General features: G+C 36.5%; 24 protein-coding genes. 17 read left to right on the top strand and 7 right to left on the bottom strand.

The window, feature by feature from the left end; all coding sequences use genetic code 11:
- Positions 1-40 precede the first annotated feature (40 nt).
- The 3 genes from DN392_RS08255 (at position 41) to DN392_RS08245 (ending at position 2,317) form a co-directional block, all read left to right on the top strand.
- Entirely contained in the window at positions 41-1,492 is a 1,452-nt protein-coding gene (locus DN392_RS08255) for a SulP family inorganic anion transporter (RefSeq protein WP_000487873.1), read from the top strand.
- A gap of 65 nt (positions 1,493-1,557) precedes the next feature.
- The gene (locus DN392_RS08250) at positions 1,558-1,980 is read left to right on the top strand and encodes a universal stress protein (protein ID WP_000278000.1); all 423 of its coding nucleotides are present in this window, start codon (positions 1,558-1,560) and stop codon (positions 1,978-1,980) included.
- 211 nt (positions 1,981-2,191) lie between these two features.
- Positions 2,192-2,317 carry a DUF4027 family protein gene (locus tag DN392_RS08245; protein WP_000387883.1) on the top strand — a complete coding sequence of 42 codons (126 nt, stop codon included), beginning with the start codon at positions 2,192-2,194 and terminating at the stop codon, positions 2,315-2,317.
- A 100-nt stretch (positions 2,318-2,417) separates the two neighbouring features.
- Here DN392_RS08245 and opp4A read toward each other — a convergent pair whose 3' ends face one another.
- The 6 genes from opp4A to glpT all read right to left on the bottom strand — a co-directional run bounded on the left by opp4A (position 2,418) and on the right by glpT (position 9,675).
- Complete coding sequence (gene opp4A, locus DN392_RS08240) at positions 2,418-4,193, bottom strand: oligopeptide ABC transporter substrate-binding protein (RefSeq protein WP_000182629.1); 1,776 nt, start codon at positions 4,191-4,193, stop codon at positions 2,418-2,420.
- A 12-nt stretch (positions 4,194-4,205) separates the two neighbouring features.
- Positions 4,206-5,111, bottom strand: coding sequence for an ABC transporter permease (locus DN392_RS08235; protein WP_000880739.1), 906 nt, complete (start codon positions 5,109-5,111; stop codon positions 4,206-4,208).
- 17 nt (positions 5,112-5,128) lie between these two features.
- Positions 5,129-6,094: an oligopeptide ABC transporter permease gene (gene opp4B / locus DN392_RS08230; protein ID WP_000265438.1), complete on the bottom strand. Its 966-nt coding sequence runs from the start codon at positions 6,092-6,094 to the stop codon at positions 5,129-5,131.
- A 14-nt stretch (positions 6,095-6,108) separates the two neighbouring features.
- A complete protein-coding gene (locus tag DN392_RS08225; RefSeq protein ID WP_001196372.1) occupies positions 6,109-7,035 on the bottom strand; it encodes an ABC transporter ATP-binding protein in 927 nt (308 codons plus the stop codon).
- The gene (locus DN392_RS08220; protein ID WP_000795363.1) at positions 7,022-8,041 is read right to left on the bottom strand and encodes an ABC transporter ATP-binding protein; all 1,020 of its coding nucleotides are present in this window, start codon (positions 8,039-8,041) and stop codon (positions 7,022-7,024) included. The genes DN392_RS08225 and DN392_RS08220 overlap by 14 nt, the downstream gene beginning before the upstream one ends.
- A gap of 284 nt (positions 8,042-8,325) precedes the next feature.
- On the bottom strand, positions 8,326-9,675 hold the full coding sequence (gene glpT / locus DN392_RS08215; protein WP_088321540.1) for a glycerol-3-phosphate transporter: 1,350 nt from the start codon (positions 9,673-9,675) through the stop codon (positions 8,326-8,328).
- 272 nt (positions 9,676-9,947) lie between these two features.
- Between glpT and DN392_RS08210 the strand changes: the two genes are divergently transcribed.
- The 11 genes from DN392_RS08210 (at position 9,948) to DN392_RS08155 (ending at position 22,783) form a co-directional block, all read left to right on the top strand.
- Positions 9,948-10,406: a MarR family winged helix-turn-helix transcriptional regulator gene (locus DN392_RS08210; RefSeq protein WP_001132358.1), complete on the top strand. Its 459-nt coding sequence runs from the start codon at positions 9,948-9,950 to the stop codon at positions 10,404-10,406.
- Positions 10,407-10,425: 19 nt separating this feature from the next.
- Positions 10,426-12,039 carry an MDR family MFS transporter gene (locus DN392_RS08205; protein WP_000437638.1) on the top strand — a complete coding sequence of 538 codons (1,614 nt, stop codon included), beginning with the start codon at positions 10,426-10,428 and terminating at the stop codon, positions 12,037-12,039.
- Positions 12,040-12,177: 138 nt separating this feature from the next.
- Positions 12,178-13,149 (top strand): ribose operon transcriptional repressor RbsR, encoded by a 972-nt coding sequence (gene rbsR / locus DN392_RS08200; RefSeq protein ID WP_000104030.1) that lies wholly within the window; start codon positions 12,178-12,180, stop codon positions 13,147-13,149.
- Between the two features lie 13 nt (positions 13,150-13,162).
- The gene (gene rbsK, locus DN392_RS08195) at positions 13,163-14,059 is read left to right on the top strand and encodes a ribokinase (RefSeq protein WP_001132877.1); all 897 of its coding nucleotides are present in this window, start codon (positions 13,163-13,165) and stop codon (positions 14,057-14,059) included.
- A complete protein-coding gene (rbsD, locus tag DN392_RS08190) occupies positions 14,056-14,451 on the top strand; it encodes a D-ribose pyranase (protein WP_000716164.1) in 396 nt (131 codons plus the stop codon). The genes rbsK and rbsD overlap by 4 nt, the downstream gene beginning before the upstream one ends.
- 18 nt (positions 14,452-14,469) lie before the next feature.
- Positions 14,470-15,954, top strand: a complete 1,485-nt coding sequence (rbsA, locus tag DN392_RS08185) for a ribose ABC transporter ATP-binding protein RbsA (protein ID WP_001217678.1) — start codon at positions 14,470-14,472, stop codon at positions 15,952-15,954.
- 2 nt (positions 15,955-15,956) lie between these two features.
- On the top strand, positions 15,957-16,892 hold the full coding sequence (locus DN392_RS08180) for an ABC transporter permease subunit (protein ID WP_001074645.1): 936 nt from the start codon (positions 15,957-15,959) through the stop codon (positions 16,890-16,892).
- 14 nt (positions 16,893-16,906) lie between these two features.
- On the top strand, positions 16,907-17,833 hold the full coding sequence (gene rbsB, locus DN392_RS08175) for a ribose ABC transporter substrate-binding protein RbsB (RefSeq protein ID WP_000758981.1): 927 nt from the start codon (positions 16,907-16,909) through the stop codon (positions 17,831-17,833).
- 34 nt (positions 17,834-17,867) lie between these two features.
- On the top strand, positions 17,868-18,515 hold the full coding sequence (gene fsa / locus DN392_RS08170; RefSeq protein ID WP_000667669.1) for a fructose-6-phosphate aldolase: 648 nt from the start codon (positions 17,868-17,870) through the stop codon (positions 18,513-18,515).
- A 467-nt stretch (positions 18,516-18,982) separates the two neighbouring features.
- The gene (inhA2, locus tag DN392_RS08160) at positions 18,983-21,382 is read left to right on the top strand and encodes a M6 family metalloprotease immune inhibitor InhA2 (protein WP_001252965.1); all 2,400 of its coding nucleotides are present in this window, start codon (positions 18,983-18,985) and stop codon (positions 21,380-21,382) included.
- A 624-nt stretch (positions 21,383-22,006) separates the two neighbouring features.
- Complete coding sequence (locus DN392_RS08155; RefSeq protein WP_048567124.1) at positions 22,007-22,783, top strand: N-acetylmuramoyl-L-alanine amidase; 777 nt, start codon at positions 22,007-22,009, stop codon at positions 22,781-22,783.
- A 30-nt stretch (positions 22,784-22,813) separates the two neighbouring features.
- On the opposite strand, the gene DN392_RS08150 is transcribed toward DN392_RS08155, so the two are convergent.
- A complete protein-coding gene (locus DN392_RS08150; protein WP_088321539.1) occupies positions 22,814-23,992 on the bottom strand; it encodes an MFS transporter in 1,179 nt (392 codons plus the stop codon).
- A gap of 226 nt (positions 23,993-24,218) precedes the next feature.
- On the opposite strand from DN392_RS08150, the gene bdhA reads away from it, so the two are divergent.
- From bdhA to cerA, 3 genes are all read left to right on the top strand, one after another.
- Positions 24,219-25,271 (top strand): (R,R)-butanediol dehydrogenase, encoded by a 1,053-nt coding sequence (gene bdhA, locus DN392_RS08145; RefSeq protein WP_000645832.1) that lies wholly within the window; start codon positions 24,219-24,221, stop codon positions 25,269-25,271.
- 118 nt (positions 25,272-25,389) lie between these two features.
- On the top strand, positions 25,390-25,734 hold the full coding sequence (locus DN392_RS08140) for a potassium channel family protein (protein ID WP_064057354.1): 345 nt from the start codon (positions 25,390-25,392) through the stop codon (positions 25,732-25,734).
- Positions 25,735-25,997: 263 nt separating this feature from the next.
- Positions 25,998-26,849 (top strand): phospholipase CerA, encoded by an 852-nt coding sequence (cerA, locus tag DN392_RS08135; protein ID WP_000731008.1) that lies wholly within the window; start codon positions 25,998-26,000, stop codon positions 26,847-26,849.
- The last annotated feature ends 30 nt before the right edge of the window (positions 26,850-26,879 follow it).

The following is a 26,879-nucleotide window of genomic DNA, read 5'->3' as shown; positions in this document are numbered from 1 at the left end:
TGCCCGTTAATACGGGATAAAAGAGTAGAGGAGTGGTATTTTGTTTCAAACGATAAAAAATGACTGGTTCTCCAACGTGAAAGGGGATGTGCTATCAGGAATTGTCGTTGCTTTAGCGTTAATTCCTGAAGCGATTGCTTTCTCAGTTATTGCAGGCGTGGATCCGACCGTTGGGTTATACGCAGCCTTTTGTATTGCAGTTACCATTTCATTTGTTGGCGGAAGAACTGGGATGATTTCAGCTGCAACAGGTGCAATGGCATTATTAATGGTGACGCTTGTTAAAGATCATGGTTTGCAGTATTTATTTGCTACAACGATATTAACCGGTATTGTCCAAATTATTTTTGGCGTGTTCAAACTGAGCTCATTTATGAAGTTTATTCCTAAATCTGTTATGAGTGGTTTTTTAAATTCACTTGGAATTTTAGTTTTTACAGCGCAATTGCCACATTTTAAAAATGCAGCTTGGCAAATGTATGCACTTGTCGCATTAGGACTTGTAATTATATATGTATTTCCACGTATTACGACGGCTGTACCGTCTACACTTATTTCCATTATTATTGTGACAAGTATTGCACTTATGAGCGGATTACAGTTAAAAACAGTCGGGGATATGGGAAGTTTACCGAAAGAATTACCGTTCTTTAGCATTCCTAATGTACCGTTTACACTTGAGACATTAGGGATTATTTTACCGTACGCAGTTATGCTTGCAATTATCGGTTTACTAGAGTCATTATTAACAGCTTCAGTTTTAGATGATATGACGCATACGGAAAGTAATAAACATAAAGAAGCACGTGGACAAGGTATTGCAAACATTGTCGCTGGTTTCTTCGGAGGAATGGCAGGATGTGCAATGATTGGACAATCTGTTATTAATATTAAATCAGGTGGACGAGGTCGTTTATCGACATTTGTAGCAGGCGGGTTTTTAATCGTATTACTATTCGTTTTAGGTGATTATGTTGTTCATATTCCGATGGCAGCTTTAGTTGCAGTTATGATCATGGTTTCAATTGGAACATTTGATTGGAACTCTGTAACAACGATTCATAAAGTACCAAAAGGAAACGCATTTGTTATGATCGTAACAGTTGTGATTGTCCTAATTACACATAATTTAGCATTAGGTGTAATTATCGGAACAGTAATTAGTGCGGTTTTATTTGCATTTAATATGGCAAAGATTCACGTGAAACATTTATATATTGAAAATAAGAAAATATACGAAATTCATGGTCAACTTTTCTTTGCATCTACAGCAGACTTTATAAAAAATTTTGCATTTGAGGAAGATATAAAAGAAATTGAGTTGAATTTTACTCACGCACACGTATGGGATGATTCAGCGGTAGCAGCAATTGATAAAGTTATCATGAAGTATGAACAAAGTGGCGTGAAAGTAAGTATAACGGGATTAAATGAACGAAGCTCGAAGATTATTTCAAACTTAGCTATTTATAATAAAAGAATTGCTAGTTAGAAGCCTCCTTTTTAGGGGGCTTTATTATATAATACGGGTAGGATAACGAAAAGGGGATTCAGCATATGTACAAACAAATTATATTAGCATGTGACGGTTCTGAACATGCACTTCGAGCAGCGGAACATGCAACATATATTGCGAAATGTAGCGAAGAAACAAATGTTGAAGTTGTGTACGTAGTAGATAATAGAACGGCAAAATCAGATATTATACAAGGTCAAACAGATTTAGAAACAATATCGGCTAGTCGAAAAGATAAATTAAAAGAGATTGAAAGTTTATTAAAGAAAGAGAACATTTCTTATAAAATTACGATATTACATGGCGATCCAGGAGATACGATTGTTCAATATGTAAATACAGGAGACATAGATCTTGTTATCGCTGGAAGTAGAGGATTAAATACACTGCAAGAGATGGTGCTTGGTAGTGTAAGTCATAAAATAGCAAAACGAGTGAAATGCCCGGTAATGATTATAAAATAATATGAGTGAGAAATTTTGTAGTGTAAGCAAGACCTTGATATAATTCGAGGTCTTTTTTGACGTATAAAGGGAGAGAGCTTGGACATACTAGATATATAAGTTTAAAGGGAAATTATTAACTTACAAATTTGTAAGTTTGTTGTTAGGAAAATCGATGTTATGAAAATTTTCCCATTGGTAAAATAAGAGTATCAAAGGGGAGATAGGGAGGATGGAAGCGATGAAATCATTTCAAAATTTATCATATAGTCAAGGGGTAAGCTTAATTTGTTTAGGAGGATTTGCTGCATCTGTTACGTTAGCTGTTTTAATAAAAATGATTCATCAAATCTTTTAATATTGGAGTAGGGAAGGAATTGATTGTTATTAATAGCAAGAGAAGGGTTATAAATAAAAAATAGCTCCTAGCATGTACCTCAGTGCTAGGAGCTATTTTCTTATTTCTCTGTTTCTGCTTTATCGCTTGTTACGCTAACGTTACCCCATTTGTATTGATCCTCTGGTGTATATTTATAATCTTTTACGCGATTATTTACACCTTTTAAGTCAAATTTATAATGAAGTGGAATTAATGGTACTTCATCGTGAACTAATTTTTGCCATTTATCGTATACATCTTTACGGTACTTTTCATCGGCTGCTTTTGGAGAAATACCTTCTTTTAATAATTCTGTGTTTTTGTCGCTAGACCAACGTGTGTAATTGAACGCTGCATTTTTAGCCCAAATACCAGAAGGATCTGGATCAGATGCAGTTCCCCAAGCTGCAGAGAAAATATCAACTTTTGGATCATCTTTTTTAATCATATCGTAGAATGAGTTGAATTCATGCAAGCGACCATCAAGAAGCTCTACTTTTAGGCCGATGTCTTTCCAAGATTGAATAAAGAATTTTGCAAGTGGTTCACTTACATCGCTACCACTCATTGATAAGAAATTAGCTTTAAATTCTTTACCATTCGGGTCTTCACGGAATCCATCTCCGTTCGTATCTTTATAGCCAGCTTCATCTAATAATTTTTTAGCTTTCTCTACATCTTTATCATAGGCACCAATTTTATTGTTATGATATTTTGGTAGAGATGGTGGAATTGGTGAGTTAGCCGGATAACGTAGGCCATGATATAATTTTTCACCAATTTCTTTTCGATCAATAGCATAAGCCATTGCTTGACGTACACGAACATCTTTAAATTTCTCCTTATCCATCACTACTTCTTCTTTTTCTTTATCCATATGGCCTAACTTAAAGCCGATATAGCTATAGTATAAATCGGTTTTACCGACTAATTGTGCATTTTTTAATTTACTTACATTTGGATACTGATCTGCACTTACTTCAGCAATGTCAATATCACCATTTTTTAAGGACGCGTTAACAACGGAAGGGTTAACAACTTTTAAAACCATGCTTTTCAGCTTTGGTTTTCCGCCATAATAGTCATCAAAACGTTCAAATTCAACGGATTCTCCAGGAGTAATTTTCTTCACTTTAAAAGGTCCGAAACCAATTGGGTTTTTACGGATTTTATCAGACTCTGCTAATTTATCGATTGGTACATCTCCTAAATATTTCTTATGAAGAGGATATGCCCAAAGTCCAGTTTTCACTGAAGGATTCGGTTCTTTAAACGTAATCGAAATTGTTTTTGGATCCGTTACCTTGATACCTGAAATTTTTTCGGCTTTTCCATTGTGGTAATCTTCCATACCTTCAATCATTTGCATTTGAGTGTCATAGCGAGAACCAGCATATTGTTTGCTACCAATTACTAGATAAGAGTATTCTAAATCCTCAGCAGTAACAGGGTTTCCATCATGCCATTTTACATTATCTTTGATTTTTAGTGTAATTGTCTTTTTATCTTTAGAAATTTCATATGTAGCAGCACCATCATTCGTGTATTCCCAGTTTTCGTCATTTGATAATAAAGATTCATCGAAAATTGTAATGACCTGGTTATCAGGATCTCCTTCATATACGGCGAAGTTCAAAAGTCCTTCAAATGGTGTGTTAGAAACAAGACCATATGTTAATGAACCATCTTTAACTTCCTTTTTATCATTTTTAACAGATGCACTAAATTTATTTGTATCTACTTTTTTTGTGCTGCTCGTTTTTTCACTACCACCACTGCCCCCACATGCTGAAAGTAGTAATGTTGAAACTGCAAGTGTACTTAATACTTTGAAAAACTTTGGCTTATTTGTCATTTCTTCCACCCCTTATCCTTTTCTTTGTCTTGCGTCGGCCGAACGGCGTAGCGCTTGACCAATAAAATTTATACACAGCATCAATGTTAAAATCATGATTGATGCGGGTAACCAAATCCACCATTTTTCTTGTAATACATCTGGATTTCTAGCATAACTAACAAGTGTACCAAGGCTTGGTGTACTTTCTGGTAGACCAAACCCTAAGAAGGTTAGACCAGATTCAATACCGATGTTTCCAGCAAGGTTTAATGTAACACTAACAATGATAATCGAACTTAAGTTAGGTAGTACTTGGAAAAGAATGATCTTCCAGTTTGGTGTACCTAAAGTTTTTGATGCAGAGACATAATCGAGTTCTTTTTCAGTTAATACTTTTGAGCGAATTAATCTTGCCTTTCCTGTCCATAAGAACACGCTCATAATTAAAATGAAAGTGAAGATATTGAATGTAGGAACAAGTGTAATAAATACAATTACAAGCATTAAAAATGGTAAAACCATTACAAAATCGATAATGCGCATAATGATATTATCAATTGCTCCTCCAAAATAACCGGCAATTAATCCAATGGAAAGGCCAATTAAACAAGAAAGAATAGTAATCGCTAATCCAATTGTAAATGAGTTACGCGTACCAATAATAAGTTGGCCGAAAATATCGCGTCCTCCATAATCTGTTCCTAACCAATGTTCAGCAGAGGGAGGAGCATAAATAGCGAATAAATCAACTCGTACAATATCTTCTTGTTTCATAATAAAAGATGTTGCGTAGACTGCTAGTAATAAGATTGCTAGGAAAACAAGTGAAAACATTGCTAATTTATCTTTACGAAGTTCTCGCCACATAATAGAGAAACCAGAAGGGCTTTTTTCGAAATTAATAACTTCAGTTTGTTTTTCAGGGTTTGCTAACATAACGTCATCTCCTTTCTTTAATCAATACGAATACGTGGATCGACGATGCTTAGAATAATATCTGAAAGGAGAGTTCCAAGTAACGTTGCAAATCCAGTAAACATAACGAGTGCAGTTATTACACTAAAATCGCGTTGAGAGATAGATTGTATAAATAGTTGTCCAATTCCCGGATAGCTAAAAATGCTTTCTAAGAAGATAGCACCGCCAACTAATCCTGTAATTTCATAACCTAAGAACGCTGCAATTGGTAAGAATGAATTTCGTAAAATATGTCTAGAATAGATTTTTGATTCTGGAACACCCTTTGCTCTTACTGTACGCACAAAATCTTTATGTTTCGTATCAATAATTTCGCTTCGTAAATATTGAACCGTACCAACTGTCGCAATTAATGCACCAGATAAAGCTGGTAATAGCATGTGATTCAATTTGCTTAAATAGTAAGCAAATGTACCTGTTGCAACTTGAGGATCAACGCTACCGCCGGTTGGGAATATTGCAAACTTAAATCCGAATAGGAAGAGCATAATTAATGCAAATATAAATAGTGGTGTAGCAAAACCTAGATAGTTGTAAAGGGTAATGAGTCGATCAGCCCATGTATCATTCCACCGCCCACTTATAACTCCTAGTGGTATGGCAATTAAATAAGTAAGAATAAGAATAACAAGTGCTAAAGATACTGTATTTCCAAGTCGTTCTCCAATTAAATCGGTTACTTTCATTTTATGTGCATAGGAAATACCAAAGTCACCTTGGGCTGCATTTTTAATCCAGCGAACATATTGTGTTGCAACTGGGTCATTTAATCCAAGCTTTTCACGTTGTTCTTCAATCACTTTTGGATCCGCTTTTGGATTCATTGCTCTGCCGGTTAAGGCATCGCCTGGCATTGCCTTAGCTAATAGAAAGACAAGTACACTTAACACGAATAATTGCGGGATCATCACTAAAAATCTCCGTAATATAAACTTCCACATGTTTTATCACTCCCTTATGGTAATGCCACCCGGTGCGTTGGCGAGATTGCTTTTAAGTCATAAGCACGACCGTTTTCATTGAAATAATTTTCGTATGATTTCTCGTATTCAGAGCTTACTTGTTGACGGAGCTTACGCTGTCTCTCTCTGTTTTCAGGACGAATATCAGGAATTGCTGATATTAGGCGCTTTGTATAAATATGTTGCGGATTACTATAAATTTCTGCACTAGTTGCTTCTTCGACAATGCGTCCGCGATACATAACACCGATACGATCACACATATGACGAATTACACCTAAATCATGACTAATGAATAAGTATGTTAGTCCGAGCTCAGCTTGTAAATCTTGCAAGAAGTTTAATACTTGTGCTTGTACAGAGACGTCAAGCGCAGATACTGGCTCATCAGCAATAATAAGCTTCGGTTTTAATGTAAGAGCGCGCGCAATACCAATCCGCTGCCTTTGCCCGCCGGAAAATTCATGTGGATATTTATAAATTGACTCTGGATTTAGACCAACTTTATCAAGATATTCTTGAACCGCTCTACGTTCTTCATCAGGTGAGAGCTTCTCAAAATTTCGAAGAGGCTCAGCAATAATGTCGAGAACACGTTTCTTCGGATTTAATGATGAATAAGGATCTTGGAAAATCATTTGAATATCTTTTCGTTGTTCACGTAGCTCAGAGCGACTTAATTTTGTTAAATCTCTATTATTAAAATGAATGCTACCCTCTGTTGCTTTCGTTAAATGCATAATTGCTTTACCCGTTGTTGATTTGCCACTTCCTGATTCACCAACGATCCCGTATGTTTCACCCGGCTGTAATTCAAAACTTACACCATCGACAGCACGCACGTAATCTAATGTGCGGCCGAAGAAACCACCTTTAATTGGAAAATGTACTTTTAAATCTTCTACTTTAAGCAGTGCCATGAGCTACGTCATCTCCTTTCTTATCTTGGAAGTTGAAATGCTTGTAGCAAGTACAACGTACCCAATGGTCTGGTTTTACTTCATGTAAAATTGGATTTTCCTCGTGTTGATCAGGTCTAATCCATGGAATTCGAGCTTGGAAGCGACAACCTGTGCGAGGAAGCTTCGCTAACGAAGGAACGACCCCTTGAATTACATGCAATTTTTCTTTTTCACCATACGCAGATGGAATGGAGTTTAATAGAGAACGAGTATATGGGTGAAGAGGGTTGTTAAAAATCTCTTCAACTTTTCCTGTCTCTACAACTTGTCCGGCGTACATAACGACGATACGATCGGCTGTTTCTGCGACAACACTTAAATCATGAGTAATTAAAATGATGCCCATTTTCGTTTGTTCTTGAATAGATTTTAGTAAGTCTAAAATTTGTGCTTGGATGGTTACGTCAAGAGCCGTTGTTGGCTCATCCGCAATAATGAGTGCTGGGTTACAAGCAATTGCAATTGCGATAACAATTCTTTGTCTCATTCCGCCAGATAATTCGTGTGGGTATTGTTTATATGTAAGTTCTGGTTTTGGAATACCAACTTGATGAAGTAGTTCTAAGGTGCGTTCTTTTTTTTCAACTTTTGAAAGGCTTGTGTGGTAGTCTAAGTTTTCTTCGATTTGCTTTCCAACTGTCATAAGAGGATCGAGTGCTGTAAGAGGTTCTTGGAAAATCATACCGATGTTTGATCCGCGTACTTTATTCATTTCTGCGGCTGACATAGTTAGTAGATCCTTATCTCTATAGTTAAGCTGCCCTTGTAATTTTGTATTTGCTTCATTATGCAGTCGCATAATAGAAAGGGCAAGTGCACTTTTTCCGCAACCTGATTCACCAACTATCGCGACAATTTCATTTTCATGGACAGTTAACGAAACATCATCAACTGCGGCATGATAGTGATCTTGTATGCGAAAGGAAGTCTGTAAGTTTTCAATGCGAAGAAGTGGATTCTTCATGGCTATCCCTCCATCTTTTCTGAAAAGACTAAATATTTTGTATGTTGTTGTTATTTTAATATAAATTGACAATGTTTGACAAGCATAAGTTGAGAAAATATTCAAAAATCTTTTTATACAGAGATTGAATGCTGTTATATAAGGGATTGAAGTTAGTTGAAAACGCTAACATATATGTGAGAGGGAAATAAATCTTTTGTAAGAAAAAAGTATTATATGTAGAAAAAAGAGAGGTGTTCTGGAAAGAACAGTCTCTCTTTTTTTGATAAGAATAATATTAGTACTTAAGCTTGTTTTTGTTTTGCAGATCCTGTCTTTAAAGTAAGAGCAAGGAAGAACATTGCAAGTACACAAGATACAAGTAATAAGATGAATCCGCCATCCCATCCGAATGCATCAACGATAAAGCCCATAGCTGCGCTAGCAAAAGTAGCTCCACCTAGGTAACCGAAGAACCCAGTTAAACCAGCTGCAGTTCCAGCAGCTTTTTTTGGTGCTAAGTCTAGTGCGTGTAGGCCGATTAACATAACAGGTCCGTAAATTAAAAATCCAATCGCGACAAGTGCGATACTATCAACCATTGGATTACCAGGAGGATTTAGCCAGTAAACAAGAACGGCGATAAATACACCAACCATAAATAAAATACCAGCAGGTGCGCGGCGCCCTTTAAATAGTTTATCACTCATCCATCCGCAAAGAAGTGTACCTGGAATACCAGCCCATTCATATAGAGCGTAAGCTGTACGAGAGCTACTATGAGTGAAACTTTTTTCCTCTACTAAATAAGTAGGAGCCCAGTCTACAACGCCGTAACGTACGAAATAAACGAAAACGTTCGCGATAGCGATGTACCATAAAAATTTATTGTTTAGTACGTATGTAAATAAAATTTCTTTTACTGAAAGTTCGCGTTCTCGATCTTTTACTTTTTCATCTGATGGATATTCTCCAGTATGTTCTTCGATAGAAGGTAATCCACAAGATTGAGGTGTATCTCTCATCGTAATTAATACATAAATACCAACTAAAATTGAAAGAATACCTGGGAAGTAAAAAATACTCTTCCAGTCATTTGCGAAGAAGTATAAGCCTAATGTCACAAGAGAAGGCATAAGCGCGCCACCGACATTATGAGCAACGTTCCAAATAGACATTTTTGTACCACGTTCACTAATAGAGAACCAGTGAACCATCGTACGACCACAAGGAGGCCATCCCATACCTTGTACCCATCCATTTAAAAACTGAAGGACAAACATAAGTATAATGCTCGTTGTAATGAAAGAAAATGAGCCGAAAATAATATTAATGATACCTGATAAAAATAGCCCAGCTGCTAAAAAGTAGCGAGGATTACAACGGTCGGATACGATACCCATAAGAAATTTACTTAATCCGTAAGCGATAGATACTGCTGAAAGGATAACCCCAAGTTCCCCTTTACTAAAGCCTTGTTCGATTAAGTATGGCATCGCTAGTGAAAAGTTTTTTCGAACAAAGTAGTAACCTGCGTAGCCGATGAAGATACCTAAGAATACTTGTAAACGTAATTTACGGTATTCGCTATCAACGCGATCAGCTGGTAAGCGTTCCGCGTGGGGCGCAGGCTTAAATAATTGTGTGAAAAACATAAAATGAAAATCCTCCCCTAATGAATTCGAAATGTTGTAAGTCAGAGAGAATATAAAAAGGCCATGAAATATAAAAAAGTTTCCTTTTTTATGATTCATAGCCGTATACTCCGATTCTCCGTGACTGTCAATATTAACTTCGTCGAAAATTATACAACTTTGTGACAGAAATGTAAACGTTTTTATAAATAAAAAGTGTTGACGGATTTTGTTTGTGGGATTAATATTTAAATACGTTAAATATTTTATTGCTTAAATAAGAGGTGGATAACATGCCAAATGATATGACGCATATCGATAAAATTCAAGCTCTTGCCTTTTCGATTGGAAAGAAAATGCAGACGGAGTTATTAGAACAAATGCAAGCAACAGGACTTACACCACCGCAGTTTTATATTTTAAAGATTTTAGATCATTACGGTGCTTCAAGAGCGACAAAATTAGCAAAAAAGATGTATGTAAAGCCTAGTGCAATTACAGTGATGATTGATCGCCTAATTGACCAAGAGCTTGTAGAACGCTATCACGACAAAGATGACCGTCGTGTTGTCATCATTGAGTTGACAAAAAAGGGGAAAGCTAGAGTAGAAGAGGCAATGACCGCTCGTAATGAGCATATTGCAAAATATTTCTCACATTTAGAATTACAAGAAAGAGAAGATTTGTTACGCCTCTTTGAGAAATTAGAAACAATTATTTGCGGGACACAAGAGAAAAAAGAGAATAACTAAGAGGAATTGAGGAGATTACATGGAGCAACAAGAAAACATAAATAGAAAGTTGCTGTTAATTGGTTTAATAATCGCGATGCTATTTGCTGCATTAGATGGAACCATTGTTGGTACAGCAATGCCGCGTATCGTCGGTGAACTAGGCGGATTAAGTTTAATGACGTGGTTAACAACAGCTTATATGTTAACATCAACGACAGTTGTACCAATTGCAGGTAAATTAGCGGATTTACTTGGCCGTCGTAACGTATATATTACAGGACTAGTTATCTTTATGGTTGGTTCGGCGTTATGTGGTATGGCAAATGGTATGACAGAATTAATTATTTTCCGTGGTATTCAAGGTCTTGGTGGCGGTATTATGATGCCAATGGCTATGATTATTATCGGAGATATGTTTACGGGAAAAGAACGTGCGAAATGGCAAGGTATTTTTGGTGCGTTATACGGTCTTGCTTCTGTAATTGGACCACAAGTGGGTGGCTGGATTGTAGACGCAGTGAACTGGAGATGGGTATTCTACATTAACTTACCAGTTGGTATTTTAGCAACAATCTTTATTGCAATGGGATTAAAGTCACATAAACAAACAGGACCGATCAAAATTGATATTGCTGGAATCTTTACGATGATTCTCGGTGTTGTAAGTTTATTACTTGCATTAACGTTTGGCGGAAAAGATTATCCATGGGATTCTTGGCAAATTATCGGTTTATTTGCATTAGCTCTAATTGGTATTATTAGCTTTGTTATCGTTGAAACGAAAGCAGAAGAACCGATTTTACCGATGCATTTCTTTAAAAATCGCACGTTTACAATACTGAATGCGATTGGTTTCTTTATGAGTATCGGAATGTTCGGTGCGATTATGTTCGTACCATTCTTCATGCAAGGAATTGTAGGAGTAAGTGCTGCTGAATCAGGAACAATCATGACACCGATGATGATTACAATGATAGTGATGAGTATTATCGGTGGTCAACTTGTATTAAAAGTTGGTGTGAAACCACAAATTATTACAGGGATGCTTATTATGGCTGGTGGTTTCTGGTTATTAACAACGATGGATATGCACACGACTAAACTTACTGCTACTTTCTATATGAGTATTATCGGTTTAGGAATGGGTCTTGTTATGCCGACATTAACATTAGCGTTACAAGAAAGTTTCCCGAAAAAAGATCTTGGAGTCGTAACATCATCAAGTCAGTTCTTCCGTCAAATCGGTGGAACATTTGGTATTACAATTTTAGGGTCAATCATGAATAACACTTCAGGTACAACATTAACAAATAAATTAGTACCTGTATTAGATACGTTCCCGAAAGAAGCGGGTCAAATGGTAACGAAATTTAAAGATATGATTCACACAGATCCACAAGGTTTATATTCGATGCTATTTAGTCCAGAAGCATTAAAACAAATGCCAGAAGCATTCGCTAACAGCATTGTACCAATCTTGAAAAACTCTTTAATAGACTCACTTCATACTGTATTCTTAACAGGATTAGTATTTATCGTAGTAGGCGCTATCTTTACGATTTTCTTACAGAAGATTAAACTGTCAGATCGTAAAAAAGATGCTGAAGAGCCAGCTACAGAGGAAAAAGAACAAACTGTATCATATTCGTAATGAAAAAGCATCGCCTTATGGCGGTGCTTTTTTTGAGTATAACCTTAAAAGCTTTTTCGTGAGAAATGATTGACGTATTTCTAGAAATACGTTATATTATTTTCTGTAAACGGTTACATGAAATGGAGAGGGAAGAGAATGAGTACGATTAAAGACGTTGCAAAATTAGCAGGAGTATCTGTTGCTACCGTTTCCAGAGTGTTAAATAAAAATGGATATGTTCATGAAGATACATTAAAGAAAGTAGAACGAGCGATTGAGATGCTAGATTATAAACCTAGTACAGTAGCGCGTTCATTGTATAATAAAAAATCTCGTTTAATTGGCTTAGTTGTTCCAAATATCGTGAATCCATTCTTTCCAGAAGTTGCACGTGCCGTAGAAGATGTAGCGCATAAGCAAGGATACACAGTTGTCCTTTGTAACTCTGATGAGAGTTTAGAGAAAGAAAAGCAATATATTGATGTACTTAGGCAAAATAATGTGGATGGATTTATTGTAGCAACGAATCCACAAAATAGTGTTAATTACATGAAGTTGTCTGTTCCAGTTGTTGCAATTGACCGTATGTTTAATGAGCGTATCCCTACTGTATATGCAGATAACTATGCAGGGAGTCAGGCAGCGACAAATCTATTAATAGATAAAGGCTGTAAACATATTGCGCATATTCGCGGACCGCGTGACGTAAGCACGGCTAATGAACGTTTTGAAGGTTTTGTAGACGTTATTACGCAAAATAATCTTTCTTATATGATTGCAGAGAGTACATTTGATCCAGCTAATAGTGAGCGTGTAGCAGTGGAATTATTAGAAGAATACCCACATATTGATGGAATTGTTGCTGGAAATGATTTAATCGCAATAGGTATTGTAAAGGCTGCACTCCAAAAGGGGATTTCTATTCCAGATGATTTACAAATTATCGGATTCGATGGAATTTCTTTAACAGAAATGATGTATCCATCTATTACAACTGTTGCACAGCCAATTTATGAAATGGGGAAAATTGCAACAGAGCTGTTATTAGAGCAGATGGAAGGAAACGTATTAGAAGAGAAACACTATCGTTTACCGATTGAAATTATAGAACGAAATACAACAAAGTAAGGAGATGAAACAGATGCCAAATATTGCAGTGGTAGGTAGTATTTCAATGGACTTAGTGGCTGTTTCAAAAAAACGTCCGAAAGCAGGAGAAACAGTAATTGGTGAAGCATTTCATACAATCCCAGGAGGGAAAGGAGCCAACCAGGCAGTTGCTGCAGCTAGATTAGGCGCAAATGTAGCGATGGTTGGAGCGGTTGGAAACGATAATTATGGAACTGTAGTTAAGAACAATTTAGAGAACGAACGCGTTTTTATCGACTATGTGGTACCGGTTACAGATACGGCGACAGGAATTGCTCATATCGTTTTAGCAGAAGAGGATAACAGTATTGTTGTTGTGCAAGGGGCGAATGCTCTTGTAAATGAGTCGGTTGTAGATCGTTCAAAAGATCTTCTTATAAAAGCAGATATGGTTGTTCTTCAACTAGAGATTCCACTTGAAACAGTAAAATACGTATTAGCTATTTGTGAGGAACACAAAATCCCGGTTATGTTAAATCCAGCGCCAGCACAAGTGTTATCAGAAGATATTTTAGAAAAAGCAACTTATATTACACCAAATGAACATGAGTGCCGCATCGTATTAGATGATTTCATATCGCCAATTGAAGATTTACTGGCTAAATATCCAAATAAACTATTGATGACAGAAGGTTCTAACGGTGTTCGTTTCCATAATGGTAAGGAGATTGTACATGTTCCTAGCATTGCTGTTGATGTAGTAGATACGACTGGAGCTGGTGATACATTCAATGGTGCATTAGCAGTTGCGCTTTCTGAAGGAGAAACACTTCAAAAAGCAATTCGTTTTGCGAATATTGCTGGTGGTCTTTCTGTAACGAAACTTGGAGCACAGGGCGGTATGCCAACGAGAGATAGAGTACGTGAAGTGCAGGTGATTGTCGGATGAAAAAGCACGGTGTATTAAACAGTGAGATTGCATCAGTCCTTGCTTCACTTGGACATACAGATACGATTGTAATCGCAGACTGTGGGCTACCAATTCCTGACGGAGTAAAACGAATTGATTTAGCTGTTGAGATTGGAAAACCTAGCTTTTTAGACGTATTGCAAGTGGTATCTGATGATATGGCAATTGAAAAAGTAACGTTAGCAGAAGAAGTCATTAACAATAATGCGGAAGTAAATAAAGAAATCGAGCTGAAATTAATAGAGCCAGCGTTTGAATATGTATCGCATGAACAATTTAAAGAGCACACGAAGAAAGCGAAGGCGATTATTCGTACAGGAGAGGCTACTCCTTATGCCAATGTAATTTTACATGCGGGCGTGATTTTTTAATAAAAGGAAGTGATGGGAATGCGTATTGAAATGAAAAATATTTCAAAGGCGTTCAATGGTAATCCTGTTTTGAAGAATGCACAGTTTATGATTGAAACAGGGGAAGTCCATGCATTGATGGGGGAAAATGGAGCGGGCAAATCAACGCTCATGAAAATTTTAACAGGTGTATACAAAAAAGATGGTGGAACAATCACGATTGATGGACAAGAACGAACTTTTAAAAATGCGAAAGAAGCAGAAGAGTACGGTATTGCATTTATACATCAAGAATTGAACATATTATCGAATTTAACAGTAGCTGAAAATATGTTTCTCGGTAAAGAGTTAATGTATGGGAAGACAGGTATTTTGCGTACGCGTCAAATGAACGCGATTGCGCAGCAGCAACTAGCGGAGTTAGGGTTACATGTAAAAGGCGCTATGTTTGCAGGAGAGTTATCGGTTGGACAACAGCAAATTATCGAAATTGCGAAAGCGTTAATGACAAACGCGAGCGTTATTATTATGGATGAACCTACAGCTGCATTAACAGAACGCGAAATTGAAACGTTGTTTACTGTCATTAATAAATTACGTAAAGAAGGTGTTTCGTTCGTTTATATCTCACACCGAATGGAAGAAATTTTTTCAATATGTGATGCCATTACGATTTTACGTGATGGGGAATACGTAGGAAAGAGACTTATTCCGGAAACATCATTTGATGAAGTAGTGAGTATGATGGTGGGGCGCAGCATTGGTGAACGTTACCCAGAGCGAAATAGTCAAATTGGCGATGTCATTTTTGAGATGCGTAACGGAACGAAAAAAGGGAAGTTTGAAAATGTTTCGTTTCAAGTGAGAAAAGGTGAGATCCTTGGTGTTGCTGGCTTGATGGGAGCTGGCCGTACAGATATTATGAAAGCGATATTTGGATACGAACCTTTAGATTCTGGCCAAATTTTTATAAATGGACAAGAAGTAAAGATTGATAGTCCGATAGATGCGATTAGACAAAGAATAGCTTTCATTACAGAGGATAGAAAATCTGAAGGGTTAGTGTTAGATTTCTCAATTCGAGAAAATTTAGCTTTACCGAATTTAGAAAGTCTTTCAAAGGGAAGTGTCCTTAGTAACGAACTAGAACAACAGTTTACAGCGGATATGATGAAACTTCTTAATGTGAAAGCAGCTAGTGGAGAGCAAACGGTGAAATCTCTTTCTGGTGGAAATCAGCAAAAGGTTGTTATTGCAAAATGGCTAGGTATCCACCCGCAGTTACTCATTTTAGATGAGCCAACAAGGGGTGTAGATGTTGGAGCGAAAAAAGAAATTTACTCTATTATGAATAAGCTTACTGAGCAAGGCGATGCCGTTATTATGGTATCATCTGAGCTTCCAGAAGTTTTAGGAATGAGTGATCGCGTTCTTGTTATTCATGAAGGGAAGGTCGGCGGCATTTTAGAGAAAGGTGAGGCATCACAAGAGTCTATTATGGCACTAGCTACAGGGGGAGAGTAAGGATGGCTAAGAAGGGGAATGTATTACAACAACTCGGTTCTTTAATCGGTTTAGTATTAATTATCGTCGTAATTACAGCTTTAAATCCAGCTTTTATTGAGATTCCAAATTTATTTAATATACTGCGTCAAGTATCGATTAATGCGCTTATTGCATTCGGAATGACCTTTGTAATTTTAACAGGGGGTATTGACTTATCGGTAGGTTCTATTTTAGCATTATCAAGTGCACTTGTTGCTGGAATGATGGCAAGTGGTATGGACCCGTTCCTTGCGATGGCAGTTGGATTATTAGCTGGTCTTGTAATGGGAATTGTAAACGGTATCATCATAGCGAAGGGAAAAGTAGCTCCATTTATTGCAACTTTAGCAACAATGACTATTTTTCGCGGGTTGACGCTTGTTTATATGGACGGACGTCCGATCACTGGTCTTGGTGATCATTTAATGTTCCAAATGTTTGGCCGCGGTTATTTTCTCGGTATTCCGGTACCAGCTGTTACAATGATGGTCGCTTTCGCAGTACTGTACTTCATTTTGAAGAAAACGACATTTGGTCGCCGTACATTTGCAATTGGTGGAAATGAAGAAGCAGCAGCATTATCAGGTATTAATGTTACGAGAATTAAAGTAATGATTTATGGTCTTTCCGGAATTTTGGCAGCGCTTGCAGGTATTGTCTTAACATCAAGACTAGATTCTGCACAGCCGACTGCAGGTACTTCTTACGAACTAGATGCAATTGCAGCAGTTGTATTAGGTGGAACAAGTCTTTCTGGGGGAAGAGGTTGGATTGTTGGTACATTCATCGGGGTACTTATTATCGGTGTACTAAATAACGGTTTAAATTTATTAGGTGTATCTTCTTTCTTCCAACAAGTTGTAAAAGGACTTGTAATCTTACTAGCTGTATTAATTGATCGTCGAAAAGAAGCGTAATGGAGGGACAGTTCATGAAGAAATGGTTACTTATACTCGTTGCATGTATTATGGTCATTACTGCTGGTTGTTCAATGGAACCACCAGAATGGGCAAAGGATTCTAGCGATAAAGGTCGAAATAAAACTATTAAAGTTGGATTCTCTGTTTCAACTTTAAATAATCCCTTCTTTGTAACTTTGAAAAAAGGTGCAGAAAAGAAAGCGAAAGATAGTGGCATCGAATTGATTGCTGTTGATGCACAAAATGATGCAGCAAAGCAAACGAACGATGTTGAAGATTTAATTCAAAAAGGTGTCGATGTAGTTGTTATTAATCCAACCGATTCAGATGCTGTTGCTTCAGCAGTAAGTGCGGCAAACGCCGCGAATGTCCCTGTTATTACAGTAGACCGCGTTGCAAATTCAGGTAAAGTTGTTTCTCACATTGCCTCTAATAATATTGAAGGTGGTCAAATGGCTAGTGATTACATTCGTGAATTAGTTGGCGGGGGAGCAAATGTTGCTGAATTAGAAGGAATACCTGGCTCTTCTGCTGCTCGTGAGCGCGGGAAAGGATTCCATAACGTAGCTGATAAATCTTTAAAAGTAGTTGCAAAACAAGCAGCTGATTTTGATAGAGCAAAAGGATTATCTGTTATGGAAAACATTTTGCAAGCAAATGGTGATATTAAAGCCGTGTTTGCGCATAACGATGAAATGGCATTAGGGGCACTTGAAGCATTGAAGTCTGCTGGAAAAACGGATGTAGTCGTTGTTGGGTTTGATGCAACAGAAGATGCTGTAAAAGCGGTTAAAGATGGGCGTATGGCTGCAACAGTTGCTCAAAAACCGGAATTAATCGGGGAGAAGGCGATGCAAACAGCAAAAGAAATCACGCAAGGTAAAAAAGTGGACAAATCTATTCCGATTGAATTAGAGCTTATTAAGAAAAACAAATAAATATAAATTGAAAATTAGGAAGGAAGAATAACAAATGAAATTCTTTATTGATACAGCAAACATTAACGAAATTAAAGAGGCAAATGCATTAGGCGTAGTAGCTGGAGTAACGACAAACCCATCACTTGTAGCAAAAGAAGGCGTAGATTTCCATGAGCGTATTCGTGAAATTTGCAGCTTTATAGAAGGACCTGTAAGCGCAGAAGTAATTAGCTTAGAAGCTGATAAAATGATTGAAGAAGGAAAAGAATTAGCGAAGATTGCTCCAAACGTTGTTGTAAAAGTACCAATGACAACAGAAGGTTTAAAAGCAGTAAAAGCATTCTCTGATTTAGGAATTCGTACAAACGTTACATTAGTATTCTCAGCAGTTCAAGCATTACTTGCAGCTCGTGCTGGTGCAACATATGTATCACCATTCTTAGGTCGCTTAGATGATATCGGTCATAACGGTATGGACTTAATCCGCCAAATCGCAGAAATCTTTGCAATTCACGGCATTGAAACAGAAATCATTGCAGCATCTGTACGTCACAGTGTTCACGTAACAGAAGCAGCATTAAACGGTTCACATATTGCAACAATCCCAGCAAACGTAATTGCTTCATTAGTGAAGCACCCATTAACAGATCAAGGAATTGAGAAGTTCTTAGCTGATTGGGAAAAAACACAAGAGAAATAATAGAAAATCAAGAATCCTAGTTTAATTGACTAGGGTTCTTTTTTTATTTAAAAGAATTTTCATGCAATTTTGCATATTGTCTTTTAAATTTGTTATATAAACTATTTAATATATACAAATCACTCTTTATTTTTCATATTTTGATATAAGAAGATAGAGGGTCTGACCAGAAAACTGGAGGGCATGATTCTATAACAGAAAGTTTAACGTTTATAGAATTATGCCTTTTTGTCCCGCATTAACGGTCAGTAAGATTCCCACCTCAAAATTCAGCTAGAGCAAAGAAGTTAGGTGGGAAATCAACTGCCCGTAAATGCCCGATTGGTGTGGGCTAATAATCAGTGGGGATGGACAAACTCCCCACTGATTAAAGTTTCACTGTATATAGGGAGGGCAGAAAGGAGAGCTTTTGATTTAAATGCACTTATTTATCTGAATTTTAAGTTTTATAAAAGGAGAGAAATAGAATGAGAAGAAAAGCGCCATTTAAAGTGTTATCATCATTAGCAATTGCGGCAATTATCGGATGCACATCTGTAATGAGTGCTCCGCTAGCATACGCAGAAACGCCAGCAAAAGAGAAAGACAATGTATCTACAACACCAATTGATTACAATTTAATTCAAGAAGATCGTTTGGCGGAAGCGCTGAAGGAAAGAGGAACAATAAATCCAGCATCTTCTAAAGAAGAAACGAAAAAAGCTGTAGAAAAGTATATTGAAAAGAAACAAGGCGATCAGGCAAATAAAGAAATTCTTCCAGCGGATACTGCTAAAGAGGCATCTGATTTCGTGAAAAAAGTAAAAGAGAAGAAAATGGAGGAAAAGGAGAAAGTAAAGAAACCTGAAAAAAAGGTGAGTCCTGAGCAAAAACCAGAACCAAATAAAAAGCAATTGAATGGACAAGTCCCAACTTCTAAAGCAAAGCAAGCGCCTTATAAGGGATCTATTCGAACTGATAAAGTATTAGTATTACTCGTTGAATTTAGTGATTATAAACATAATAATATTGATCAAACACCAGGGTATATGTATTCGAATGACTTTAGTAGAGAGCATTATCAAAAAATGTTATTTGGTAATGAACCGTACACGTTATTTGATGGTTCGAAAGTAAAAACATTTAAACAATATTATGAAGAGCAATCTGGCGGTAGTTATACGACAGATGGATATGTAACGGAATGGCTAACTGTTCCAGGAAAAGCGTCTGACTACGGTGCTGATGGTAGTAGTGGTCACGATAATAAAGGACCAAAAGGGGCACGTGATTTAGTGAAAGAAGCTTTACATGCAGCCGCTGAGAAAGGGTTAGATTTATCTCAATTTGATCAATTTGATAGATATGATACAAATGGTGATGGAAATCAAAATGAACCTGATGGTGTAATTGATCATTTAATGGTAATCCATGCTGGTGTCGGTCAAGAAGCTGGTGGCGGTAAATTAGGCGATGATGCAATTTGGTCACATCGTTCAAAATTAGCAATAGATCCAGTAGCGGTTGAAGGTACAAAATCAAAGGTAGATTACTTTGGTGGAAAAGTAGCGGCGCATGATTATACAATTGAACCAGAAGATGGAGCAGTAGGTGTATTTGCGCATGAATTTGGACATGATCTTGGCTTACCAGATGAATATGATACGAAATATACTGGAACTGGTTCACCTGTCGAAGCGTGGTCATTAATGAGTGGAGGTAGTTGGACAGGGAAAATTGCAGGAACAGAGCCAACTAGTTTCTCACCACAAAATAAAGACTTCTTACAAAAGAATATGGGTGGCAACTGGGCAAAAATTTTAGAAGTAGATTACGATAAAATTAAGCGTGGAGTAGGAGTTCCTACATATATTGATCAAAGTGTTACGAAATCCAATCGTCCAGGCGTTGTACGTGTTAACTTACCAGGTAAAAGTGTTGAAACGATTAAACCGGAGTTTGGAAAGCATGCATATTATAGTACAAGAGGAGATGATATGCATACAACACTAGAGACACCATTCTTTGATTTAACAAAAGGAACAAATGCAAAATTCGATTATAAAGCAAATTATGAGTTAGAAGCAGAGTGCGATTTTGTCGAAGTGCATGCAGTAACAGAAGATGGAACGAAAACATTAATTGATAGACTTGGAGAAAAAGTAGTCCAAGAAGATAAAGATACAACAGATGGAAAATGGATGGATAAATCATATGATTTAAGTCAATTTAAAGGGAAGAAAGTGAAACTGCAATTCGATTATATTACAGATCCGGCTGTAACATATAAAGGTTTCGCGATGGATAATGTAAATGTAACTGTTGATGGACAAGTTGTATTTTCTGATGATACAGAAGGACAGGCTAAAATGAATTTAAATGGTTTTGTTGTTTCTGATGGGACAGAAAAGAAAGCTCATTATTACTACTTAGAGTGGAGAAACTATGCGGGATCAGATAATGGATTAAAAGCAGGAAAAGGTCCAGTGTATAATACAGGTCTTGTCGTTTGGTATGCAGATGATAGCTTCAAAGATAACTGGGTTGGGGTGCATCCAGGTGAAGGATTCATTGGTGTTGTGGATTCGCATCCAGAGGCATTTGTTGGCAATTTAAACGGAAGACCAACTTACGGTAATACAGGTATGCAAATTGCAGATGCTGCATTTTCATTTGATCAAACACCAGCATGGAGTGCAAATTCATTAACACGTGGACAGTTTAACTATTCTGGATTACAAGGTGTTACAACATTTGATGATTCAAAAGTATATAGTAACAAACAAATTGCAGATGCAGGAAGAAAAGTTCCAAACCTTGGACTTAAATTCCAAGTTGTTGGACAAGCGGATGATAAGTCTGCAGGTGCTGTTTGGATTAAGCGTTAATAAAATGGAACTTTAATCAGTCGGAGGTGTTCATCCCCAATGATTATTAGCACACACTTCCTCGTATTCGTCGAATTTCGAGGCGGGATTCTTACTGTCCGCAAATAGCGAGATAAAATAAAAGCACATTCTTCATTCGAAGGATGTGCTTTTTCTTTGTACATTAAGGTATTAATTTATCTATGTGTAGTGTATCAAATTATGTGGGGAAAAGAAGTATTTCCGAGGAAATTGTCGAAAGGATTTCTTTGTTTTTTATGAGAATTGACTCGAAGAACTTTCAGTATATCTGATGGGAATTAATTATTTTAATATGGTAAATGTTCTAATTGGAAAAAAAGTAAATACATATTTTTCAAGGTTTTACTAATTTAAGGGGTCGAAATTTAATTATTTAAAAAAAATAAAATTATATATTGCTTTTAGTTTTTGTTTTAAGTAAAATTCATAGGGAATTAATAAGATAATAGTTTAGTAGTTTAATGTAATATTCTTTCGGAAAAAGAAAAGTAGCACGTAGTAAATTTTTAATTTGTAAGTAAAGGGAGAGTAAAGTAATTGAAAGCATGGAAAAATGTATCGTTTGTTATGAAAAGTAGTATCTTTTTATTATGTTTAACTTGTATGTTTTTTATTGTGCCAAGTACAAATGCGAGTGCAGAAACAGTTAAAATTTATCTAGATCCAGGGCATGGGGGAACAGATACAGGTGCTATTGGAAATGGTTTGAAAGAGAAGGATTTAACATTAGATATTGCTTTGCGAATTCGTAATATTTTAAATTCTGAGTATACAGGTCATGAGATTAGAATGAGCCGTACAAGTGATGTGTATCCTACATTAGCACAAAGAACGAATGATGCTAATCAGTGGGGAGCAAACTTCTTCTTATCTGTGCATATCAATAGTGGTGGAGGAACAGGCTATGAGGATTACAGTTATCCGAATGTAGGTGCTCCTACTACAACGTATCACCAATTGATTCATCAAGAAATTATGAAAACAACTGATTTTGTTGATCGAGGAATGAAAACAAGTAATTTTCATGTGTTAAGAGAGACAAATATGCCTGCAATATTGACTGAAAATGGATTTATTGATCGAGCTGAGGATGCTGCAAAGCTTGCCAATGCGGATTTCAGAGAGCAGCTTGCAAGAGGACATGTAAATGGATTAGTAAAATCATTTAATTTACAAAAGAAAACATTCTTACTTCGTGTAAAGGCACCTGAATTATACTATTATAACCAACCTGATTGGAATGCAAAAGCAGGGACTGTGAAACAGGGAGATGTGTTTACTGTTGTAGAAACATTAACTGTGAATGGTTCGAAAATGTATAAATTAAAATCTGGAAATTATATAACTGCGAATCCAGCATATGTTGAAATTATAAATTAAAAGGCTATACATAGAAAGACAATGATGGAATTAACCCATCATTGTCTTTTTTACTTTGCTTTTTACTTTACTTTTTATTTTGCTTCTTACATAAATTATTCCAGCGAATGTTAATAAGAATGCAGTTCCGATAACGAAGCTGACGCTAGGGGATGCCCCGATTGCACCAACTGTAAAGGATCCAGCAACAACTCCTAATGAGAAGAAAGCATAAAACAATCCGAATGCTTTTCCGCGCTTATCATCTGTCGTATTTTCAACAAGTAATGCATTTATCGATGGGAAAAGGATAGCGAATCCAATGCCATAAATCATCATAACGATAAAGAGCATACCTTTTGTTGCGAATAATCCAAGTAAAGATAACGCGAATGCCATTACTGCAATACCAATTAGCATGAGTTTTGAACGATTAAATCGATCATAAATACGGTTTGTTGGCAGCAAGAAGAAGAGGATGGCGGTAATGCCGAATACACTTAACATCATGCCTGTTGTAGATGCTTTAAGTGCTAATGCCTCAACTTTCACTGGTAGCATATAAGTGACAATTCCTTGTGAAAACATTAGCGTGAAAGCACCAATATATGCTTGCAATAACGGTTCTGATTTCAATAGTTCAATCATATCCTCTTTGTTCATCATTTGTGTTCTTGAAGTATCTTTTCTTGATACGTTATTTGGTAAGAAGAATAGAGATACGATTGTACCAAGGACCATTAAAATAGAAATGGTAATGAACACCCACTCTATACCAGCAGTTGCTTTCATAATTCCACTGAAAGCCGGTCCTACAATTGCCGCTGTTCCAACAGCAGCACCAGATAGAGCCATTGCCTTACCTTGTCTTGCTGAATTTGTTTGTTTTGATAAAAACGTAAAGGCAGCAGGAATTAAAAATCCGTCACTAAAGCCGTGCATAAAGCGCACAACTAATAGTTGTCCACCACTTTGAACAACGGTGTATAACAAGACTATGAAACTCGTAAGTCCCATGCTTATATAAAGTATTTTTTTTGCACCAAATTTATCGACAGCAGCGCCAGCAATAATATTACCGATCATATTAGCGAATGAGTACATACCGACAACTAGCCCAATAATAAGGGGAGATCCTCCAAGACTTTGAGCGAACGTACTCATAATAGGTAATTGTGAAAATGTATCTAGAAACGCTACGATAACAATAAAGTAAATAAAATATTTCAAGCGATATTCACCTCTCCTATGCTATTATGGCATAATGCTAATTTCAACCGCAATGAAATTAGCATTCACAGATGTGGAAAAAAGTACAAAGTGACAAAATATTGAACGTTATTTGTTAAAATTTAGTGGAAATGAGATTGTTTTTTTGAAATATATGGATAGAAGTATTATAATAGATTTGTAAACTTCACCAGGTTAAGTATATACGTAGAGAGGGATGTATAAAATGAAAGCATTACTTTGGCATAATCAACGCGATGTACGAGTAGAAGAAGTACCAGAACCAACTGTAAGACCAGGAGCAGTTAAGATTAAAGTGAAATGGTGTGGTATCTGCGGAACAGACTTGCATGAATATTTAGCAGGACCTATTTTTATTCCAACAGAAGAGCACCCATTAACACACGTAAAAGCACCGGTTATTTTAGGTCATGAGTTTAGTGGTGAGGTAGTTGAAATCGGTGAAGGCGTTACTTCTCATAAAGTGGGAGATCGCGTCGTTGTAGAACCAATTTATTCTTGTGGTAAATGTGAAGCTTGTAAACATGGACATTACAATGTTTGTGAACAACTTGTTTTCCACGGTCTTGGCGGAGACGGCGGCGGTTTCTCTGAATATACAGTAGTACCAGAAGATATGGTCCACCATATTCCTGATGAAATGACGTATGAACAAGGTGCACTTGTAGAACCAGCAGCGGTAGCAGTTCATGCAGTACGTCAAAGTAAATTAAAAGAAGGGGAAGCTGTAGCAGTATTTGGTTGTGGTCCAATTGGACTTCTTGTCATTCAAGCAGCTAAAGCAGCAGGAGCAACTCCTGTGATTGCAGTAGAACTTTCTAAAGAACGTCAAGAGTTAGCAAAATTAGCAGGTGCGGATTATGTATTAAATCCAGCTACTCAAGATGTACTAGCAGAAATTCGTAACTTAACAAATGGTTTAGGTGTAAATGTGAGCTTTGAAGTAACAGGTGTCGAAGTAGTACTTCGTCAAGCGATTGAAAGTACAAGCTTTGAAGGACAAACTGTAATTGTTAGTGTGTGGGAAAAAGATGCGACAATTACGCCAAACAACCTTGTACTAAAAGAAAAAGAAGTTATCGGTATTCTTGGATACCGTCATATCTTCCCAGCTGTTATTAAATTAATTAGCTCTGGCCAAATTCAAGCAGAGAAATTAATTACGAAAAAAATTACAGTGGATCAAGTTGTTGAAGAAGGATTTGAAGCACTTGTAAAAGATAAAACACAAGTGAAAATTCTTGTTTCACCTAAATAATAGAGAATAGTAAAAAGTAGCTCTTTTCTAGAAATAGAAGAGGGCTACTTTTTTTCTATACAGAAAGGTGATAGACTTTCCTTTAACTACAGGTATTTTGTTTGGAAGGGGAAGTCTAATGCTTTCATTTATGTTGACATTGAAACGAATGCTAAAAGCTTGTTTACGAGCGTGGAAAGATAAAGAATTTCAAGTATTATTCGTATTAACATTTTTAACATTAACATCTGGTACGATTTTTTATAGTACAGTTGAAGGATTACGTCCTCTTGACGCTTTATATTTTAGTGTGGCCACGTTGACGACTGTCGGTGATGGGAATTTTAGTCCGCAAACTGATTTCGGAAAGGTATTTACAATCTTATATATCTTTATTGGGATTGGATTAGTGTTTGGATTTATTCATAAGTTGGCAGTTAATGTACAACTACCAAGTATATTATCGAATAGAAAAAAAGAGTAAAGCATGTGGATGCTTTACTCTTTTTTTACATTAGTTTAGACAATCATTCGTAGTAGCTTAACAATACTTTATTACAATATAAGTGCATTTATTCATTATATTCACTATGTATAAAGTTATAATGATATGAACATTTGCATATTTTAATTTATTGATAGAAATTTCATGAAAGGTGGGATATTCTAGTCATAGGTTAACCGGACGATATCATAGGATCCTAACAAAAGTTTACAATAATTCAATTATAAAATGGAGGATTTCAGATGAAAAAGAAAGTACTTGCTTTAGCAGCAGCTATTACATTAGTAGCGCCGTTACAAAGTGTTGCATTTGCTCATGAAAACGATGGGGGAAGTAAAATAAAAATAGTTCATCGCTGGTCTGCTGAAGATAAACATAAGGAAGGCGTAAACTCTCATTTATGGATTGTAAACCGCGCCATTGATATTATGTCTCGCAATACAACACTTGTAAAACAAGATCGAGTTGCACAATTAAATGAATGGCGTACGGAATTAGAAAATGGTATTTATGCTGCTGACTATGAAAATCCTTATTATGATAATAGCACATTTGCTTCACATTTCTATGATCCAGACAATGGAAAAACATATATTCCATTTGCAAAGCAGGCAAAAGAAACTGGCGCTAAATATTTTAAATTAGCTGGTGAATCATATAAAAATAAAGATATGAAACAAGCATTCTTCTATTTAGGATTATCTCTTCATTATTTAGGAGATGTAAACCAACCGATGCATGCGGCAAACTTTACAAATCTTTCGTACCCACAAGGATTCCATTCTAAATATGAAAACTTTGTAGATACGATAAAAGATAATTATAAAGTAACGGATGGAAATGGATATTGGAACTGGAAAGGTACAAATCCAGAAGAGTGGATTCACGGAGCGGCAGTAGCAGCGAAACAAGATTACGCTGGCATTGTAAATGATAATACGAAAGATTGGTTCGTAAAAGCAGCTGTATCACAAGAATATGCAGATAAATGGCGCGCTGAAGTTACACCAATGACAGGTAAGCGATTAATGGATGCACAACGTGTTACTGCCGGATACATTCAGCTTTGGTTTGATACGTACGGAGATCGTTAAGTATTAAAAAAAAGGTCAAATCTCACAATA

The organism is Bacillus sp. BB51/4 (genome assembly GCF_008368845.1).
GTDB classification, from domain to species: Bacteria; Bacillota; Bacilli; order Bacillales; family Bacillaceae_G; genus Bacillus_A; species Bacillus_A wiedmannii.
The sequence above is the reverse complement of the archived record's forward strand: the minus strand, read 5'-3'. Positions and strand labels throughout refer to the sequence as shown.

Coding starts and splice junctions, on each gene's coding strand:
- DN392_RS08250 (WP_000278000.1), top strand. CDS start 1,558: ATGTACAAACAAATTATATTAGCATGTGACGGTTCTGAACATGCACTT.
- DN392_RS08245 (WP_000387883.1), top strand. CDS start 2,192: ATGGAAGCGATGAAATCATTTCAAAATTTATCATATAGTCAAGGGGTA.
- opp4A (WP_000182629.1), bottom strand. CDS start 4,193: ATGACAAATAAGCCAAAGTTTTTCAAAGTATTAAGTACACTTGCAGTT.
- DN392_RS08235 (WP_000880739.1), bottom strand. CDS start 5,111: ATGTTAGCAAACCCTGAAAAACAAACTGAAGTTATTAATTTCGAAAAA.
- opp4B (WP_000265438.1), bottom strand. CDS start 6,094: ATGTGGAAGTTTATATTACGGAGATTTTTAGTGATGATCCCGCAATTA.
- DN392_RS08225 (WP_001196372.1), bottom strand. CDS start 7,035: ATGGCACTGCTTAAAGTAGAAGATTTAAAAGTACATTTTCCAATTAAA.
- DN392_RS08220 (WP_000795363.1), bottom strand. CDS start 8,041: ATGAAGAATCCACTTCTTCGCATTGAAAACTTACAGACTTCCTTTCGC.
- glpT (WP_088321540.1), bottom strand. CDS start 9,675: ATGTTTTTCACACAATTATTTAAGCCTGCGCCCCACGCGGAACGCTTA.
- DN392_RS08210 (WP_001132358.1), top strand. CDS start 9,948: ATGCCAAATGATATGACGCATATCGATAAAATTCAAGCTCTTGCCTTT.
- DN392_RS08205 (WP_000437638.1), top strand. CDS start 10,426: ATGGAGCAACAAGAAAACATAAATAGAAAGTTGCTGTTAATTGGTTTA.
- rbsR (WP_000104030.1), top strand. CDS start 12,178: ATGAGTACGATTAAAGACGTTGCAAAATTAGCAGGAGTATCTGTTGCT.
- rbsK (WP_001132877.1), top strand. CDS start 13,163: ATGCCAAATATTGCAGTGGTAGGTAGTATTTCAATGGACTTAGTGGCT.
- rbsD (WP_000716164.1), top strand. CDS start 14,056: ATGAAAAAGCACGGTGTATTAAACAGTGAGATTGCATCAGTCCTTGCT.
- rbsA (WP_001217678.1), top strand. CDS start 14,470: ATGCGTATTGAAATGAAAAATATTTCAAAGGCGTTCAATGGTAATCCT.
- DN392_RS08180 (WP_001074645.1), top strand. CDS start 15,957: ATGGCTAAGAAGGGGAATGTATTACAACAACTCGGTTCTTTAATCGGT.
- rbsB (WP_000758981.1), top strand. CDS start 16,907: ATGAAGAAATGGTTACTTATACTCGTTGCATGTATTATGGTCATTACT.
- fsa (WP_000667669.1), top strand. CDS start 17,868: ATGAAATTCTTTATTGATACAGCAAACATTAACGAAATTAAAGAGGCA.
- inhA2 (WP_001252965.1), top strand. CDS start 18,983: ATGAGAAGAAAAGCGCCATTTAAAGTGTTATCATCATTAGCAATTGCG.
- DN392_RS08155 (WP_048567124.1), top strand. CDS start 22,007: ATGTTTTTTATTGTGCCAAGTACAAATGCGAGTGCAGAAACAGTTAAA.
- bdhA (WP_000645832.1), top strand. CDS start 24,219: ATGAAAGCATTACTTTGGCATAATCAACGCGATGTACGAGTAGAAGAA.
- DN392_RS08140 (WP_064057354.1), top strand. CDS start 25,390: ATGCTTTCATTTATGTTGACATTGAAACGAATGCTAAAAGCTTGTTTA.
- cerA (WP_000731008.1), top strand. CDS start 25,998: ATGAAAAAGAAAGTACTTGCTTTAGCAGCAGCTATTACATTAGTAGCG.